The organism is Moorena sp. SIO3B2 (assembly GCF_010692525.1).
GTDB lineage: Bacteria > Cyanobacteriota > Cyanobacteriia > Cyanobacteriales > Coleofasciculaceae > Moorena > Moorena producens.
Genome location: NZ_JAAHHE010000005.1, coordinates 17,815 through 34,823, shown reverse-complemented (window position 1 = coordinate 34,823; position 17,009 = coordinate 17,815). Strand labels below are relative to the sequence as shown.

Annotated in this window: 16 protein-coding genes; 6 read left to right on the top strand and 10 right to left on the bottom strand. The window is 45.3% G+C overall.

The genetic code is table 11. The features are described 5' to 3' along the window. Positions 1 to 14: 14 nt before the first annotated feature. Together F6K38_RS02235 and hisF are read right to left on the bottom strand one after the other, a co-directional pair. Complete coding sequence (locus F6K38_RS02235; RefSeq protein WP_008183028.1) at positions 15 to 227, bottom strand: hypothetical protein; 213 nt, start codon at positions 225 to 227, stop codon at positions 15 to 17. Positions 228 to 353: 126 nt separating this feature from the next. Beyond that, positions 354 to 1,124: an imidazole glycerol phosphate synthase subunit HisF gene (hisF, locus tag F6K38_RS02230; RefSeq protein ID WP_008183030.1), complete on the bottom strand. Its 771-nt coding sequence runs from the start codon at positions 1,122 to 1,124 to the stop codon at positions 354 to 356. Positions 1,125 to 1,165: 41 nt separating this feature from the next. Between hisF and ruvB the strand changes: the two genes are divergently transcribed. Next, positions 1,166 to 2,257, top strand: a complete 1,092-nt coding sequence (gene ruvB / locus F6K38_RS02225; protein ID WP_008183032.1) for a Holliday junction branch migration DNA helicase RuvB — start codon at positions 1,166 to 1,168, stop codon at positions 2,255 to 2,257. A 77-nt stretch (positions 2,258 to 2,334) separates the two neighbouring features. Next, a complete protein-coding gene (locus F6K38_RS02220; RefSeq protein WP_008183034.1) occupies positions 2,335 to 3,156 on the top strand; it encodes a tetratricopeptide repeat protein in 822 nt (273 codons plus the stop codon). A gap of 138 nt (positions 3,157 to 3,294) precedes the next feature. Here the strand turns inward: F6K38_RS02220 and F6K38_RS02215 are convergent, their stop codons facing one another. Next, positions 3,295 to 4,749, bottom strand: coding sequence for an MFS transporter (locus tag F6K38_RS02215; protein WP_044492840.1), 1,455 nt, complete (start codon positions 4,747 to 4,749; stop codon positions 3,295 to 3,297). A 1,580-nt stretch (positions 4,750 to 6,329) separates the two neighbouring features. Here F6K38_RS02215 and F6K38_RS02210 point away from each other — a divergent pair. The 3 genes from F6K38_RS02210 to F6K38_RS02200 all read left to right on the top strand — a co-directional run bounded on the left by F6K38_RS02210 (position 6,330) and on the right by F6K38_RS02200 (position 9,388). Then, positions 6,330 to 7,586, top strand: coding sequence for an ABC transporter substrate-binding protein (locus tag F6K38_RS02210; RefSeq protein WP_008183038.1), 1,257 nt, complete (start codon positions 6,330 to 6,332; stop codon positions 7,584 to 7,586). Positions 7,587 to 7,706: 120 nt separating this feature from the next. Continuing rightward, entirely contained in the window at positions 7,707 to 8,546 is an 840-nt protein-coding gene (locus tag F6K38_RS02205) for a carbohydrate ABC transporter permease (protein ID WP_438941759.1), read from the top strand. A gap of 14 nt (positions 8,547 to 8,560) precedes the next feature. Continuing rightward, positions 8,561 to 9,388 carry a carbohydrate ABC transporter permease gene (locus F6K38_RS02200; protein ID WP_008183042.1) on the top strand — a complete coding sequence of 276 codons (828 nt, stop codon included), beginning with the start codon at positions 8,561 to 8,563 and terminating at the stop codon, positions 9,386 to 9,388. Between the two features lie 184 nt (positions 9,389 to 9,572). Here F6K38_RS02200 and F6K38_RS02195 read toward each other — a convergent pair whose 3' ends face one another. Beyond that, on the bottom strand, positions 9,573 to 10,415 hold the full coding sequence (locus tag F6K38_RS02195; RefSeq protein WP_008183045.1) for a TIGR01548 family HAD-type hydrolase: 843 nt from the start codon (positions 10,413 to 10,415) through the stop codon (positions 9,573 to 9,575). A gap of 174 nt (positions 10,416 to 10,589) precedes the next feature. Here F6K38_RS02195 and F6K38_RS02190 point away from each other — a divergent pair, with 174 nt between their 5' ends. Further along, entirely contained in the window at positions 10,590 to 10,889 is a 300-nt protein-coding gene (locus tag F6K38_RS02190; protein ID WP_008183046.1) for a 30S ribosomal protein PSRP-3, read from the top strand. A 280-nt stretch (positions 10,890 to 11,169) separates the two neighbouring features. Here F6K38_RS02190 and atpC read toward each other — a convergent pair whose 3' ends face one another. From atpC to F6K38_RS02160, 6 genes are all read right to left on the bottom strand, one after another. Continuing rightward, on the bottom strand, positions 11,170 to 11,580 hold the full coding sequence (gene atpC / locus F6K38_RS02185; protein WP_008183048.1) for an ATP synthase F1 subunit epsilon: 411 nt from the start codon (positions 11,578 to 11,580) through the stop codon (positions 11,170 to 11,172). Between the two features lie 130 nt (positions 11,581 to 11,710). Beyond that, complete coding sequence (atpD, locus tag F6K38_RS02180; RefSeq protein ID WP_008183049.1) at positions 11,711 to 13,159, bottom strand: F0F1 ATP synthase subunit beta; 1,449 nt, start codon at positions 13,157 to 13,159, stop codon at positions 11,711 to 11,713. 319 nt (positions 13,160 to 13,478) lie between these two features. After that, on the bottom strand, positions 13,479 to 13,796 hold the full coding sequence (minE, locus tag F6K38_RS02175) for a cell division topological specificity factor MinE (protein ID WP_008183051.1): 318 nt from the start codon (positions 13,794 to 13,796) through the stop codon (positions 13,479 to 13,481). A gap of 91 nt (positions 13,797 to 13,887) precedes the next feature. Next, positions 13,888 to 14,682 carry a septum site-determining protein MinD gene (gene minD, locus F6K38_RS02170; RefSeq protein WP_008183054.1) on the bottom strand — a complete coding sequence of 265 codons (795 nt, stop codon included), beginning with the start codon at positions 14,680 to 14,682 and terminating at the stop codon, positions 13,888 to 13,890. Further along, positions 14,679 to 15,473 (bottom strand): septum site-determining protein MinC, encoded by a 795-nt coding sequence (gene minC, locus F6K38_RS02165; protein ID WP_044492862.1) that lies wholly within the window; start codon positions 15,471 to 15,473, stop codon positions 14,679 to 14,681. The genes minD and minC overlap by 4 nt, the downstream gene beginning before the upstream one ends. A gap of 189 nt (positions 15,474 to 15,662) precedes the next feature. Beyond that, entirely contained in the window at positions 15,663 to 16,985 is a 1,323-nt protein-coding gene (locus F6K38_RS02160) for a four-carbon acid sugar kinase family protein (protein WP_008183058.1), read from the bottom strand. Between the last annotated feature and the right edge of the window lie 24 nt (positions 16,986 to 17,009).

Below are 17,009 nucleotides of genomic sequence, written 5' to 3'. Positions count from 1 at the left end.
TGAAATTATCTCGATCAGTAGAATACGCTGGGAGACTGAGCCATTTGGGTAATATACCCCATGCAGCTGTTCATCAGAAAATAAACCACTAACATAGCTGCCGCTGACATGGCTACTAAGGTACCAGCCAGCATCAGAGAGAACTCTTGGGTATCAAAGGCTTCCTGCATCAGGTGCAGTGACCAAGCCACCAAGGCGACATCAAATATTAGAATTATCACCAGCATTTTTTACAAAAATTAATATTGGATCCATATTTAGTTTAGCAGCTATAAAAATCACTGCAAACCATTAAACTACTTAATACTACACAACAAAACTTAAATCTTTCGGAAGAATAATCCATTAGTTTACTATGGCAATCGCACCGGAATTTGGTGTTGGTTCAAATAGGTTTTAATTTCAGATACACTCAGTTGCCCGTAATGCAACAGGGAAGCTAGTAACGCGGCTTCGGCTTTGCCCTCAGTCAGGGCCTGATAAATATGATCGCAGTTGCCAGCACCACCGGAGGCAATCACTGGAATTTCCACCTGTTCAGCCATAGTGCGCGTTAGCTCTAAGTCATACCCAGCCTGGGTTCCATCCGCATCCATACTAGTAACCAGAAGTTCCCCAGCTCCCCGTTGTGCCACCTCTTTTGCCCATGCGATCGCATCAATACCAGTGTTCTCACGTCCTCCTCGCACATAAACATTCCAACCAGGATTATCGGGATCTTCCCGACGACGAGCATCAATAGCAACTACAATGCACTGATTACCAAAGCGATCGCTGGCTTGATTAATAAAGTCTGGATTGCGTACAGCAGCCGAATTTATACTAACTTTATCGGCTCCTGCTCTTAATAATAATTTAATATTTTCCAAAGACTGGATGCCACCCCCCACGGTCAAGGGAATAAACACTTGTTCGGCTGTACGGTAGACTACATCAATAATAATGTCTCGGTCTTCATGGGTAGCAGTTATATCCAAAAACACCAGCTCATCTGCACCAGCATCATTGTAAACTTGTGCTAATTCCACTGGATCACCAGCGTCCTTAAGATTAACAAAGTTGACCCCTTTAACAACTCGCCCAGCTTTTACATCCAGGCACGGTAAGATTCTCTTAGCCAGCATAAGTAAACTAAGTATGAAGTATGAAGGATGAAGTATGACCCATGGCCATAACGTCTTTTAGACAAAAGTACCAAAACCCAGATAGAGAACCCAAATCTAGCAAGAAACGAAAAGGTCGCGGGTTACCCCGTCAGAGGCAAAGCGATGGTGACCTACTACTAGCAACGGCTACCGCTGAGGAAATTGGTCATCAGGAAGAGAGTATTAGACCACAGCGCTTAGCCGACTACATCGGACAAAAAGAACTCAAAGGAGTTTTGGAAATTGGCATTCAAGCCGCCAAAGCCAGAAATGAGGCCATGGATCACCTGCTGTTGTATGGACCACCAGGATTAGGGAAGACAACCATGTCCCTAATTTTGGCAACTGAGATGGAGGTGAATTGTAAAATTACTGCTGCACCTGCCTTAGAGCGTCCACGAGATATTGTGGGGCTTCTGGTTAATCTCAAACCTGGGGATATCTTATTTATAGACGAAATCCATCGTTTGTCACGCATGACAGAGGAATTGCTATATCCAGCCATGGAAGACTATCGATTGGATATCACTATTGGTAAGGGTCAGAGTGCCAAGACCCGCAGTATTCCTCTGCCGCAGTTTACCTTAGTGGGGGCAACCACACGAGTAGGTTCCTTAACCTCACCCCTACGCGATCGCTTTGGTATGATCCAACGCTTACGCTTCTATGAGATCGATGAATTGAGTTTAATTGTAACAAGGACAGCCCAACTGCTAAAGGCAGCAGTAACGGAAGACGGTGCTGAAGAAATTGCCCGTCGGTCTCGTGGCACACCTCGAATTGCTAACCGACTTCTGAGGCGAGTGCGAGACTATGCTCAAGTCAAAGGCATTGAGCAAATTAACCAGGATGTAGCAGCTCAAGCCATGGAAATCTTTAATGTAGACCCGATGGGGTTAGATTGGACAGACCGACTGGTACTCAAGGTAATGATTGAACAATTTAATGGCGGACCAGTTGGTTTAGAAGCAGTGGCAGCCTCTACTGGAGAAGATGCTCAAACCATTGAAGAAGTTTATGAACCCTATCTGTTACAAATTGGTTTCCTGCACCGCACACCTCGGGGTCGCGTCGCCACCTCAGCAGCTCGGAAACATTTGGGTTATGAGTAGTAGTTAGTAGTTAGTAATTAGTAGTTAATGGTCAGTAGTAAGGAATATCAAGATTGCGGTCTCACTTGAAATAATATATGAAACGCTTGATTAGGATTTTACTGATTTTACTGCTTGTCGTTTTATCGGCTGCTACGATAATCACACCCCCAGCAATGGCGCAAACCCAATTCCCAGAATTGACTAAGGCTCAGATAAAACAAATTAACCAGTTAAGGAAAAAGGCATTTGCTGCTACGAATCAGGGGAAATTCCCAACTGCTGAAAATTACTGGACTCAGCTAATTGAGCTGTTACCAGATAATCCCGTCGGTTGGAGTAATCGGGGTAACCTTAGAGTCAGCCAATATAAATTAGAGGATGCGATCGCAGACTTTACTCACGCCATTGAGTTAGCACCAGAAGCCACTGACCCTTATCTAAATCGCGGTGCCGCCTATGAAGCACAAGGGCGATGGCAAGATGCCATTGCTGACTATGAGCGATTGCTAAAACTTGATCCCAATGATGCCATGGCTTACAACAACTTGGGGAATGGGAAGGCAGGACTAGGCCAATGGACAGAAGCGATCGCAAATTACCAAAAATCCATCGAGCTAGCGCCCAATTTTGCCTTTGCCTATGCTAACTATGCTCTGGCTCTCTATCAAATTGGTGAAACCAAAGAAGCCATGGGCATTATGCGCAATACTATCAGAAAATACCCCCAATTTGCCGATCTGCGAGCTGCTTTAACAGCTGTGTTGTGGGCTGACGGAAAACGGGGGGAAGCTGAGAGTAATTGGGTGGCAGCCGTTGGTCTCGACAAGCGCTACCAAGACTTGGACTGGGTAGAGCATGTCCGCCGTTGGCCACCAATGATGGTTGAGGCGTTAGCAAATTTCTTCAACCTCAAATGAAATTAACCTGATCCACCTTAGCTTTTCTCAAGAGTCATTACTTCAGGACTTACGCAATAATTTTAGGTCTTAAGGATAATTTTAGGGTGTGTTATTAACGCACCCTAAACTCATAACTCTTGACTAAACTATTGATTATCAAGCACCCTTGCGAAGCAGCAGTTGTTTGAGGTTCCGACCCCGTGGCTCCCGGACAAATGCCAAAGGTAAAAGGGTAGCCAATCGCACCACTGCTGATAGGGCAAATAATGTTGGCAAACCACCGAAGTGAGGCAACTCGGCTAAAAAGCCACCAAACATACTACCTATAGCACCCCCTAATCCGGCTGATGCTGCAGCTGCTGCAAAATAGGTGGAGGGTTTATGAGCTGGTGATATCTCGATTTGGATGTTATTGGCACACAGGTCAATGGCTGCTGCAGCTGAACCTGTCCCGAAGAATAAAAGGGGTAGCCAAACCCAAAGAGCGAGAGTTGTTGGACTGCCGATCCCAAGCCAAAGTAAGGGAATCACGGATAGGAGAATCCCAACCATCACTAGTACTGGACGATTTCCGATCAGGTCAGACAACTTACCCCAGTAGATCAGCGTCAATAAACTTGCCCCAGCCATCAGACTAGTATAGAGAGTTACCCAACCCACATCTAAGCCCAAATTGTCGAGCAGATAAACATTGAAAAACGGATTGCTGAGGGTGAAGGCAAACATCCACAATCCAAAGTAGAGTACAAAGATTAGGAAGTTTGAGTCTTTCAATAGGGCAGCATAATCAGAGGGCGTCGGCTCCTCAGACTCTAAGGTTTCATCAGTAGTCTCATCAGTAGTCTCATCAGTCTTGGCAGTCTTCTTTGAGGGTATCTGAGGAGTGATATCTACCATGAAGAACTGAAAGAGTAGACTGAGTATTCCAGCTACGATAGCCAAAATCAAGATTACGCCATAGCCTTGAACTTGCCCACCGTCCCAGCTAGAAACAATGTATCCCAGTAGGGGAACACAAAGTAGGTTGGTTAAATTAGTAAAGCTATTGCGCAGTCCAAAATAGCGCCCTCGCAGGCGAACAGGAACTAACACCGCCATCCAGCTAGACCAAGAGGGACTACCCAAAGCTCCAAAAATGTGAGTGATCAGGTTAATCGCCAGTGTGCACAACACTAGATGATGAGCTGGAGCCAGACCAGTGCAGAACATCCCAATGCCTACTAGGACAAATAACCATAGTAGTCGCGAAGGAATGAAGGTTTTGATGATAAACCAGTGGCGACTGTAGGATCGGTCAGATAAATAAGCACCAATAGGCTGTAGAAAATTCGCCAGTAGAGGTATCCCTGAAAGAATACCGATTTCAAAGTTGCTAGCACCCAGTTGCAGCAAGAAGTTAGTGAGGAAAACCTCAGCTGTGATACAGGAGAAGAAGGTGGAAAACACGCCGTCAAGGGTGGCAGCCCTCAGGCTAGAGCGAATCTCTCCCTTGGGAATTTTTTCAGTAGGGCTAAGCGGCGGTCGTGCTTCCTTGTTTAGGGGCTTGAGCAACTTTGGCAATCGCGGCAAAGACGGAGCTTCTGGGGCGACATCGGATATGAGTCTGAGCATAGCGGTTCAGGTAGCTAGATAGAGAGGACTTAAATGGCGAATTTGATGGAGACGAGTAAATCGTATTGGTTCAGGTAGCACCTGTACTGGATCGGCAGGCAGGTCGAAACTCCTATGCCATATCCTCCCTATAGCATCCCCCTTCTTGATGGGCGTAGCGTGCCCATAGCGTAACCCTCTTGGCTTGCTCTTAAATCCCCCCTATACCCTCTTGTAAAACCTCCTTCGGCTAAAAGGGGTTTTACAAGAGGAGTCTATGCCATTTACATCACTAGGGAAGTAAGACTTGCTTACTCTCGCAGAAGACCTACCATAGGCTTCCGTACTCCTGGTAGAGTCCGGTAAGGTCTAGCTCCTGCGACATCTGCTATACACTCCGGTAACCCTTACTTTTCGAGAAGGGCTACTTTTCAATAACACTTATTCTCTAGCCTTCACCCAACCCCTTAGAAATACGAAAAGTAGTACTTTTCTATAATCCCTAAGGGTTACTTCCTAAGGGCTATGCCCTACGGGGAGAGCTATGGTCATGACGGGGTATAGCAGCGGAGGCTACGCTATTCAATTAACGGGGGAGCAAGGGGGCTAGACATGGATCATGAGGAAAAATCACGCCAATGCCCTATTCCCTTGTTTAGGAATCCCGATGTAGTCAGAGTCGATATCTACATATCAATATCTACATATCAATATCTACATATCAATACTGACCTAAGTACAGCTGTTGCCTTTTTTATCCGTGGGGCAACAGGGTACCTTAAAAATACTATCTCAAAAAAAGTAAAATATTGCAACAAAAATACACTTAAGTATATTCACTGAAATCTTTCATCTGACCGATCCTGCGCAAGAGCTCCCACTACCTGGCTACCGAAAAAAAAAGGCGGGATCGCCTTCATAGTCTTGATCTCCGGCTTACGTAGTTGAGTCAGTTAAGAGCGTAGCCACGATGGGGAGCATGGTTAATCATAATTAAAGCTAAAGATAAGTGGTGGTATAATAAAGATAAGCAATAATTAAAGTTGGCTACTAACAGCTAGCTTTACCCGAATAAATATGGCTACTAACAGCTTTACACCTTAAGAAATAAGGTGAGTAAACAGCTAGATAAAATGTCCCAGAGTCTACCAAAAACTCTGATTATTTGTTAGACTTAAATTAGGGGAACACCGACAGGGATTATTATGTAACTTAAATTAAAGCCGAAAACCAAGGTAAAAATAGTTGCGCTTAAATCCCGGTGGAACGAACTTTTTTGACATTTTTATGGCGCTCGCGGGATATTCCGTCAGAGAAGCGCGGAGATACCCCCTGGATGCGAAAGCATCTTGCCTTGGCGGGCTAAAGTCTACCTTGGTAGATTTTGGTAGCTAAAAAGGATCGGACACCTTAAGAAATAAGCTGTAGAAAGCCATCTTGGATACCTTAAGAAATAAGCTGTAGAAAGCCATCTTGGATGTCGAGTTATCTCAAGAACCATATCATCTGTATTGACTAATTATTTCTAGGTGCATAGCCACCTCCTCAGACGGGAAACAAGTTTTCCAGGGGAGGTGTGCTTGCCGTCCTTACTTATCATCATGAAGCAAATCCTTTCGAGATGTCTAATTTTAGTATCTCTAATTCTGTTCCTAACTGGCTGTAGCCGCAGTATCGCCAGTGACATTTCCACTGTGACCCTCAGCGGCTGGCAGAGCAGCCCGGAGGAAAAACAGCTCCTTGAGCAGGTACTGAGGGAGTTTGAAGCATCACATCCTGGCATAAAAGTCAAGTTTGAAGTCATCACTGACCAATATATGGATGTCATTAAGACTCGGTTGATTGGTGATGCTGCTCCTGATGTCTTCTATGTAGACGCCCTAGATGCTCCCTTACTCATGACTCATGGAGTCTTGGAGCCTCTTGATGATTACATCACCGAGGACCTAGATTTAGATGACTTTGCTCCCCATCTCTCGGAAGCCTTCCAATCCTTAGGCAAAACCTACGGATTGCCTAAGGATTTTACAACCCTTGCCCTTTTCTACAATAAAAAATATTTCGCTCAACTCAGTATAACCGACCCTCCCCAAACCTGGGAAGAGTTAGAGGACTATGCCAATAAATTGACCAGGGATAGAACTCACAATGGCAGGGTTGACCTATATGGGTTGGGCATCACCCCAGAACTCTCTCGTCACTACTTCATGATCAAAGCCTTTGGTGGTGAGTTAGTTGACCAGAAGGGCAAGGCTGTCTTCGCGACTCGCCAAAGCCTATCAGGTCTAACGCCTTTGATGGATATGTATCGACAAAACCACTCTGCTGCCCTAGCCTCAGACGTTGGAGCTAGTTCTGGGAGCGAAATGTTTGGCCAAGGGAAGGCAGCAATGGTTATTGAAGGTAGCTATGCGATTCCTTACCTACAACAGACATTTCCCAAGATTGAGTTTGCCACTGCGGAAGTTCCCAGTATCGGTAACCACAAAGGAAGCATGGTTTATACCGTTGCTTATGTCATGAACAAGCAAGCTAAAAATAAAGAGGCTGCCTGGGAACTGATTTCCTATTTGACTGGCAAGGAAGGGATGAAAGCTTGGGCGAAGGGAGGACTGGCAATCCCGGCTCGGAAATCGGTCATATCAGAACTTGGCTATGAACAGAATCCTCTGTACACCCCCTTTATCAAGGGTGCTGAGTACGCCACGATTTGGCAAGGGGATGAAAAATTGCCAATATTTATGACCCATTTCGACAATCAGTTTCTTAGTGCTTTACTGGGTGAGCAATCCTTGAAGTCAGCCATGAAAAAAGCACAACAAACTGCTAACAAAGAAATTCAAGCGAGTAACTACTAAAAAATGTCACTAGCTAAAGCTAAACTTGGAGTTGACCAAAACGTCAAATCGAGGGATGTCAAATTGAAGGGATTTTGGCAGAAAGCCAAAGTTAGGGAAGCTATATCTGGCTACCTCTTCATGGCTCCTACTATTCTAGTTTTAGGAACCTTTTTGATTGCACCAATTATCTATGCAATCTTCCTTTCCTTCCATAAAGTTGAGATTTTAGGAGGGCTGAGTTACCGATTTGTTGAGTTAAAAAATTTCCTTCGTACCTTTGAGGATGAGCGAGTTTGGATTGCGCTCAAAAATACAATTGAGTATGTCATTATTGTTGTTCCTTGTCAAACAATCCTGGCTCTGGTTTTAGCTCTAGTCCTCAATAAAGAAATTAAAGGAAAAAAATGGTTCAGGATTATTTTCTTTCTACCGACTGTCACTTCCTCAGCGGTTTTAACCCTGATATTTATCTGGATTTATAATTCTAATGGTCTACTTAATGGATTACTAGACTTCTTCGGTTTACCGACCTATAACTGGCTAGGAGACCCAAGTGTGGCGCTCAAATCCATTATGATTATGAATATTTGGTCTACAGCACCGTTTTTCATGGTGATTTACCTGGCAGCGCTGCAAGATATACCTAGGTCCGTTTATGAGGCGGCAAAACTTGATGGTGCCAATGAGTTCGATCAATTCATAAATATTACTGTGCCTTTACTCAAGCCAGTTACATTTTTCGTTATGGTTATGGGTGTCATCGGTACATTTCAGTTATTCGACCAGTCTTACATCTTCTCGGGTGGCACCGGTGGTCCAAACAACTCAACCCTGACGGTTGTGCTTCTGATCTACCAGTATGCGTTTAGAAGTCTGGATATGGGTTATGCCGCTGCACTGGCATTAATGTTAGCTGGTGTAATTCTAGTAACAACACTGATTCAACGCGGCTTCTTTAGAGAAGAAAAAGTGAATTAGGAGATCAAATAAGAGTGAATAATTTTCGTTGGTTCAGAGGGATATTTTATAGCATTCTTATCCTCTATGCCATTATTACTTTTTTACCTTTTGCTTGGGCTTTATCAGCCTCATTTAAACCCCTTGAGGAAATTATCGCTGGCGGTTTGAATTTTATCCCCCATGATTTTACCGTCGATAACTACCGCAATATTTTCATTGAATCCCCTTTGTTTGGGCGCTGGTTTTTAAACAGTGTCTTGGTTGGTGTTTGTGTAACAGGGTTGAATATTATATTTAACTCAATGGCAGGTTATGCCTTAGCCAGAGTTAAGTTTCCAGGTAATTCATTATTGTTGGGAATAATCTTGGCAGTTTTGATGATTCCTGGACAAGTCACCCTAATTCCTGGTTATTTAATCTTAAAGTCTTTGGGATGGCTCAATACCTACCAAGGATTGATTGTACCGAGTGCAGTGAATGCCACCTTTATTTTTATGATGCGGCAGTTCTTTATCAATTTTCCTAAGGAACTTGAAGAAGCTGCTGCCTTGGATGGATTAAGTCGCTGGGAAACCTTTTGGCAGGTTGTCCTGCCTTTAGCCAAGCCAGCTTTGGCAGCACAAGCTATCTTTATTTTTATGGGGTCTTGGAATAATTTCTTAATGCCCCTAATGATTACCTCAGATCCAGGAATGTTTACCCTTCCCTTAGGTTTAAATACCTTTAAGGGGCAATACATTAGTTATTGGAACTACATCATGGCAGCCTCAATGGTCTTTACTATACCGGCTTTGGGGATTTACGCCTTCTTCAATCGTTACTTTATCTCTGGGGTAACATTTACTGGCTCTAAAGGATGAGCTGTTGAAACGGTAAAGGGTCAAGTCCCACTACACACACAGAAATAAATACAAAAAGGACAAGGTCAAGACAGGGAAGCTCTTGACCTTGTCCTTTTTGTTTTCGTGAACCTGTGAATTGTTTAACTATTGACTATTGAGCTTTAACCTCAAGGAATCTAAAGCTTCAAGTATTAACTGTCCACTAACCCTGATGTACGATTTTCTCAATCTGTTCAGGAGTCAGCTGCTCAACATTATCAAAAACCACTGTTGCACCAGCAGCTTTTAGCCTATCTCCATAAGCCTCCCGCTGTTCTGGTATCTGCTGCACATGAGGGGGTAAAATCCCTACCCCAACCCAAACTCGTTCTGGATGAGAGTCTCTGGCTTTTTCAACAGTGTACATGTCAGCAACTGTGTCACCAACGTAGATAACTGGCAATTTCACCTTAACTTGATGCTCCTGTTCTAGCTGTAGAACTACGGCAAACAGTCCTGTCGGGTCAGGCTTACCAGGAGCATCCTCCATCGCAATTAAAACAGGCCGTTCGAGACCGAGTCGTCCTTCTAGGGCATAGTTCGCTTCCTGTCGTGTTGCCCCACTGAAAAACCCCCAAGGAATCCCTGCTGTTGTCAAACTCTCTAAATAACTCGGTTGTAACAATAACGGTTCGTCGCAAATGTATCCAGTCCAATGGTTGGGATCTTTTCCTCGGTAGCGAGAATTGAAAAAATCAACAAGGGCTTCATAGTCGAGAGAAAAATGCGATGCTCTGGAAGAGCCGCTACGCGAACGCGTTTTCCCTTGAGCCTCAAAGTATCGATAAACTAATTCTTGCGATGCATCCCAGTCGTTATTCCATAGCCCTTCTGATTTAAGTTGGTCAATCTCTACCATAGTGGGTCGATAGGCACCACCAGTGTAATGGTCTACTGTATCTGCGATCGCTCTACGGTAAGAACCACTAACGTCACGCACCACGCCGTCAATGTCGAACACCACTATGGCATTCAAGTTAGGAATGAATGTTTCTGAACTAGGCATCATGCACGCTTGGGCTAGGCTCGCCAATATTGCCGATAAACACCAATAGTACCAACAATTTAACCAAAAACCTATCCCTGAATCTTGATCAGGAACAGTCTTATTGCGCTAGAATCATCAATTGTACAATAGATTATAGTTATAGATAACGTGGGATATCTGAGGGAGGCCTGATTGTCAAAATTTCTATTAAAAGTTCTCTGGCTAGATGAGAATGTAGCCCTGGCAGTTGATCAAATTGTCGGCAAAGGCACCAGCCCATTAACTTGTTACTTTTTCTGGCCCCGGAACGATGCCTGGGAACAGCTCAAGGATGAGATGGAAGCCAAACACTGGATTACTGAAGCTGATCGCATTGAAATCCTCAACAAAGCCACTGAAGTGATTAACTACTGGCAAGAGGAAGGTAGGCGTAGACCTATGTCTGAGGCTCAGGCTAAGTTCCCGGAAGTCGCTTTTACTGGTAGTGCTTAATCCAGCCTTGCTGATTAATCTAATGATTGAGGGTAATTGGGAATTGGGAATTGGTAACTGACCAATCATCCGACCATACTTGAGATGATTCCTTAGTTCAACAACGCCCTTAATCCAACGCCCTTAATCAAATTACCTTAATCCAAGTAAAAGACTGACGGTAACCAACTCCAGACGTTCCCCTACCCCCCTGTTTCGGGGGGTGTGGAGAGCGCTGAGCTTATAGGGTTTACATCCCCTCCTTACTTCGTTTATGGGGTTGGAATTTACCGTTGCGTGACTAAACCATGCCACCAGCAGCTTGAAAGCGAGCACGGGCTTTCTTATAGGCTTGAGTTGCTTGGATTTTTTCTTGGGTATTCTCGTCGCTTTGAAGTTCTTCTAGACGAGCTTTTGCTTCGTTGAAGTCAACACCTGCAGCATCCTTGTCAATTTCATCTGCGGACTCAGCACCATTGACAAGAATCGTCACTTCATTATCTTCAACTTCCACAAATCCACCCATAAGAGCAATTGGTATCCACTCTTTTTCTGAACGAATTCGCATCACACCAGTATCCAGCGCTGATAACAGAGGAGCATGATCACTCAATATACCTAGCTGACCGGTAGTGCTGGGTAAAATTATTTCTTGTGCTTGGTCATCCCAGACGGTTTTGTCGGGAGCAATAATACGAACAGTTAAAGCCATCAGCAGAATGAATTGTGTTTGTTGGACGTTGGCAGTTTAGCAGCTTGAAAGTTGAAGGTTACAGGTTGAAGGTTACAGGTTAACTAGGTTAACCTTCAACCTTGATAACCTTATTAGCATCAAACCTGACTTAACTCTTTAGTTTTTCAGCTTTAGCCATCGCTTGATCAATACTGCCCACCATGTAGAAGGCTTGCTCAGGAAGGTCATCCAATTCCCCCTTCAGAATCATTTGGAAGCCTTTGATAGTATCGTCCAAGCTAACATACTGACCAGGAGAACCAGTGAAGACCTCCGCTACAAAAAACGGCTGAGACAAGAAGCGCTCAATCTTGCGGGCGCGAGCCACTGTTAGTCTGTCATCCTCGGACAATTCATCCAAGCCTAAAATCGCGATAATGTCTTGGAGTTCCTTGTAACGCTGTAGAGTTGCCTGCACAGCACGAGCTGTTCCGTAGTGGTCTTCCCCCACAATGCTCGGTTGCAGCATGGTTGAATTAGAATCGAGGGGGTCAACAGCCGGGTAAATTCCCTTAGATGCTAGGCCACGGGACAACACCGTTGTACCATCTAGGTGAGCAAATGTAGTTGCTGGGGCTGGGTCAGTCAAGTCGTCAGCTGGCACATAGACTGCCTGAATGGAGGTAATTGAACCCTCGTTAGTGGAGGTAATCCGTTCTTGCAGAGCACCTACATCTGTTCCCAAAGTAGGTTGATATCCTACCGCAGAAGGCATTCTTCCCAAAAGAGCAGACACTTCCGAACCGGCTTGTACAAATCGGAAGATGTTATCGATAAACAGCAACACGTCCTGCTTGTTCACATCCCGGAAGTACTCAGCCATGGTCAACGCTGACAGACCCACCCGCATCCTCGCACCGGGGGGTTCATTCATCTGACCATAAACTAGGGCAATTTTCGACTCGTTTAGATCATCCGGGTTGATCACCTTGGATTCCATCATTTCGTTGTAGAGGTCGTTCCCTTCACGGGTACGCTCTCCCACACCGCCAAATACTGATACTCCACCGTGTTTCGTGGCGATGTTGTTGATCAACTCCATCATGATCACAGTTTTGCCGACTCCAGCGCCGCCAAAAAGACCAATCTTACCACCACGTCGATAGGGAGTCAGCAGGTCGATTACTTTAATACCGGTCTCGAATACTGAGGGCTTGGTTTCCAGCTCAGTTAACTTGGGAGCAGGGCGGTGAATTGGGAAGCGCTCCTCAGATTCTGCCGGTCCTCTGTTATCTACTGGTTCACCCAAGACATTGAAAATCCGTCCTAAGGTAGCCTTGCCGACGGGTACACTAATGGGGGCACCAGTATCAATAACTTCCATACCCCGCACCAGACCGTCTGTACCACTCATGGCAACAGAGCGCACTTGGTTATCCCCGAGAAGCTGCTGCACTTCGCAGGTCACAGCAACATCTTGTCCAGCTTCATTTTTGCCTTCAATTCTCAAGGCATTGTAAATCTGCGGCATTTTGCCGCTGGGAAACTCTACGTCAACAACCGGACCGATAATTTGGGCAATAGCGCCCGTGTTTGTTTGTTCTGCGGTGCCTACCATATTGCGCTTATTTAGTCAAGCTATTGTTACAGATTTTGGAAAACAGTCTTAACATTTAGTAATGCCACTCTCAAGATTACCATTGTTAGGGTTCAACCGTATCAGAACTTGATCCCAAATTAAATATAAACAGGACTATAGGTCCCATCCCTTAGGGGTGACCAGGCAAGCATCCCTTGGTTCATAATCACCTTCAAAGGTGATCCGATAATTGTTCAGCCAAGTAATAGGCTCAATTTAGCTATACACCCCACACCCGTTCGCCCCGTCAACTGACCTACGTTTCACGTAGCTTGTCACCCCTTCAGCTACTAGACACTTACTCTTCTTCTTCGTCTTGAGTGAAGCGTTGGTATTCTTCCTCTCGTAGCTTTTCCTTAACTCGTCGGATGGGTAGATTAGCAATTAGTGCTGTTGTCCGTTGGTTGCTTTCTAAGGAAAACTCTGACCCTTCCGAATCAATCTCAACGTAGCGAGAGACCACCTCCAGGATGTCTTGCCGCATCGACTCCACCATTTTAGGACTCAGGTCAGAGCGATCGTGGGCAATTACCAGTTGGAGGCGGCGCTTAGCCTCCTCACGGCTGCTTTGAACACTCCTCCAGGAAAAAAGTTGTTCTAGAATTTCGATAATCATGGGGCTTTTTGGAGTAGTGAATAATCACACAGGGGGAGAAGGAAGAGGCTCTTTGGCAAGACTAGTTGTTGGCAATTCACAATGTAAAACCTTATTGGAACAGGCGGCGTAAGCGGCTGATTAGGTTGTCGTGTTCTGCCATCAGGTCGAGGAAGGAAATATTTGCACCTTCTAAGCGTGCAGCAATGTTTTCAATGGCAATTCCAGGCAGAGTTTTCTTTTCTGATAAGATCAAGGGTTCACCCTGATTACTGGAGACAATCACCCGTTCGTCTTCGGGGATAACACCAATTAGGGGAATAGCAAGAATTTCTTGGACATCTTGAACTGACATCATCTGATCCGCTTTTACCATTGTCGCTTTCAGGCGGTTGACAATTAGGCGGGTCTGCTTGATTCCTTCCGCTTCCAGTAAGCCAATAACTCGGTCAGCATCCCGCACTGAGGTAATCTCTGGTGTAGCAACGATTAGGGCTTCAGTAGCTGCCGTAACCGCATTTTTAAACCCGCTTTCGATTCCTGCTGGAGAGTCCACCAAGATGTACTCGTAATTCTTGGCTAACACCCCCAACAACTTTTTCATTTGGTTGGGGTTAACGGCTTCTTTGTTACGACTTTGGGCTGCAGGTAACAGGACTAGTCCTTCCTGCCGTTTGTCTTTGACCAAAGCCTGGTCTAAGCGGCACTGACCTGTTAAGACTTCAATAGCCGTGTAGACTACCCGATTTTCTAGTCCCAACAGCAGGTCTAAGTTTCTCAAACCAAAATCTGCATCCACTAAAGCAACTCGACGACCCAAACGAGCTAGGGCTAAACCTAGATTGGCGGTAATGGTAGTTTTCCCCACCCCTCCTTTGCCAGAGGTGACAACAATAATTCGACTCATGAATTCAACGACAAGTGGGTTTTAGCAACATCAGCAGCTCTAGCAATACGAATCCCAACGGATGTCACGTAAGCTACTTCAGGATAGTACTGAAGTGGCGGTGTCTCCGGTGCCCTAGCTACAGCATCAGCAATCCGCAACTGGGTGGGTTCCATTTTTAATGCCATAATCCGACATTTTCGATTACCATTCGCACCGGCGTGGGCAATGCCTCGTAGATGCCCCCAAACGAAGATATCCCCAGCTGCAATCAATGCACCACCAGGGTTCAAGTCCCCTATTATAACAATAGTGCCAGGGTGACGAATCTCTATACCCGAACGTACTGTCATTTGTAAGTACAGAGGTTCTGCGAGTAATTCAGTAGGTTGATCAATCTTTTGATTCAAAGAGTACTTAGGAGTTTCTTGTTCTACTGAGTACCCAGCAGCTGCTGCAGCCACAGCGGTTTGTCGGCGCGTGGTGTAAACTCGCTTTAGCCTTAACTGGACTGCCCCAAGGGCATCAGCGATCGCTTGTAGCTTCATCCCATCCAGCAATTGATCCCCAGCCATCAGATGGACACTGGATTCAGGCTGCCAAAAGCGCTCTCCAGCATTGAGGCGATGCTTGAATTGTTCCCATAGGTCCGACCAATTGACAGTACTAGGGTTTTTAGTGGCTGGTGGCAAGATCAACAACAGCCGTTTCCCCTCACTTTTTAAGCGAACTTGCCCAAGGCAGTTAACTACCGAGTTGCGGTCGTTGGAAACCGTTGAAACTGGTGATGGTTGGGCAGAATCAGAAGTCATGCAACAAGGAGCCAGATTGGTTAACGCACCGAAGATAGATTCTTCCGTGATCATACCTTCTTCAGCAAGTTCTGGTGGATAACTGTTGAGAATTGTAGCTAATGGTGGTAGGGAGCAAAAGGGCAAGATACTTAAGAATACTATTGCTCTGTTACCCCACACCCACAACCGATATCCTGTCAAACATTCTTACTCTGCACTCAATCGACGGTAAACGGTCACCAAGCCATTCACATCTCCCACATTGCCAGGAAATAGCACTACAGGTAAATTATGAAACTGGGGATGGTCAGCAGAGGTTAGTACCATTGAGCATCCAGGAAGGATCTGACCCAATAGTCGTGCTGACCTCAAAGCCAGGCCAGTACTTAAGACATCATTGGAGGTAATACCCCCTTTACTGATTAAAAACCCCATATCTTTAGGCAATCCCCTCACGATATCCATCAATAAGCCTGAAACTACTGCTCCAAACGCCAGCCGTTTCTGCACATCCTCAAAAACCAATTCCTGACGAGAGGTATAAACCACCGGTGTTTTACCAGTACTGTGAATTTCCTGAACGCGCTCGAGAATACTTGCCAAAAGTTTTGCCCGTTGCTGTTCGGATTCATCCAGTAAATTGGCTACATTTACCTCAATCCCCTCAATCCCAGATGCTCCCAATAGCTGCTCCAGCTGTTGAGTAGTCTTTTTAACGTGGGAACCCACAATCACAACTCCTGGTTTCCCCTGTCGGACATACTGAGCCATATTCATAGGGGCTACCGGTTGGAAGCCAAGACTAGCAAGGGAGGTTAAAATACTAGCAGCAGAACGAAACAGAAAGCGTTTCCCTTGGGCAGCAGCCCTTAGGACATCTGCCGCAAATTGATCTAAATCCCCTTGGGTTTCCCCATCCACAACGCCACACTGGTTATTGGTAAGTTTGAGAAGACGCTCCAAGCTACTGTTACGAATATCTGCTAGTAAAAACCGCTCTACTGCATCAGCCTTGATCTGACCTTTGGTCTTTTCTTGGACATAATCGGGTAAATAACTATGGCGATATCCAAATACCGAGTCACGGGCAAACTCGGTTTCATGCACTGGCGTTCTAATACCATCAATGATTAGGTAATGGACACTATCGAGAGTGACTCGTCCGCCCTCAAAGAATGCGGGGACTAAGAAATGGGCATCAAATGGTCCGACTTCTTGGGCGATTACATCAATTTCGACAGGATAATGCCCCCGCAAGGTGGAGTCAGAGCGACTGACTACCATAAAATCTTTAATTCCTTCAGCGTCTATGGCCATTTTGAGGTTATGGCAAACTTCCCGAGTCACAGTTGCTGCTTGCTCTGGGTTAAGAGCTCTGGTATTAGTAAGAATAAAAAAGATTGGGGAGTTATCCCTTAGTCCCAGCCGCAATGTATCCACATCCCAGTGCATCAGCAACAAGCAGCTGTGAACTGTCTGGGAGCCAGTCGGGTCATCATCAAGTACAATAATTTTTGGTTTTTTGCTCATTTCCCAAGCCTGTCATTAAAGTCA

Bases quoted from the DNA above. Each gene is read 5' to 3' on its own strand.
- F6K38_RS02195 (WP_008183045.1), bottom strand. From the start codon at position 10,415: ATGCCTAGTTCAGAAACATTCATTCCTAACTTGAATGCCATAGTGGTG.
- F6K38_RS02215 (WP_044492840.1), bottom strand. From the start codon at position 4,749: ATGCTCAGACTCATATCCGATGTCGCCCCAGAAGCTCCGTCTTTGCCG.
- minC (WP_044492862.1), bottom strand. From the start codon at position 15,473: ATGACTTCTGATTCTGCCCAACCATCACCAGTTTCAACGGTTTCCAAC.
- atpD (WP_008183049.1), bottom strand. From the start codon at position 13,159: ATGGTAGGCACCGCAGAACAAACAAACACGGGCGCTATTGCCCAAATT.
- atpC (WP_008183048.1), bottom strand. From the start codon at position 11,580: ATGGCTTTAACTGTTCGTATTATTGCTCCCGACAAAACCGTCTGGGAT.
- F6K38_RS02160 (WP_008183058.1), bottom strand. From the start codon at position 16,985: ATGAGCAAAAAACCAAAAATTATTGTACTTGATGATGACCCGACTGGC.
- F6K38_RS02235 (WP_008183028.1), bottom strand. From the start codon at position 227: ATGCTGGTGATAATTCTAATATTTGATGTCGCCTTGGTGGCTTGGTCA.
- F6K38_RS02205 (WP_438941759.1), top strand. From the start codon at position 7,707: ATGGCTCCTACTATTCTAGTTTTAGGAACCTTTTTGATTGCACCAATT.
- F6K38_RS02220 (WP_008183034.1), top strand. From the start codon at position 2,335: ATGAAACGCTTGATTAGGATTTTACTGATTTTACTGCTTGTCGTTTTA.
- hisF (WP_008183030.1), bottom strand. From the start codon at position 1,124: ATGCTGGCTAAGAGAATCTTACCGTGCCTGGATGTAAAAGCTGGGCGA.
- minE (WP_008183051.1), bottom strand. From the start codon at position 13,796: ATGATTATCGAAATTCTAGAACAACTTTTTTCCTGGAGGAGTGTTCAA.
- F6K38_RS02210 (WP_008183038.1), top strand. From the start codon at position 6,330: ATGAAGCAAATCCTTTCGAGATGTCTAATTTTAGTATCTCTAATTCTG.
- ruvB (WP_008183032.1), top strand. From the start codon at position 1,166: ATGGCCATAACGTCTTTTAGACAAAAGTACCAAAACCCAGATAGAGAA.
- minD (WP_008183054.1), bottom strand. From the start codon at position 14,682: ATGAGTCGAATTATTGTTGTCACCTCTGGCAAAGGAGGGGTGGGGAAA.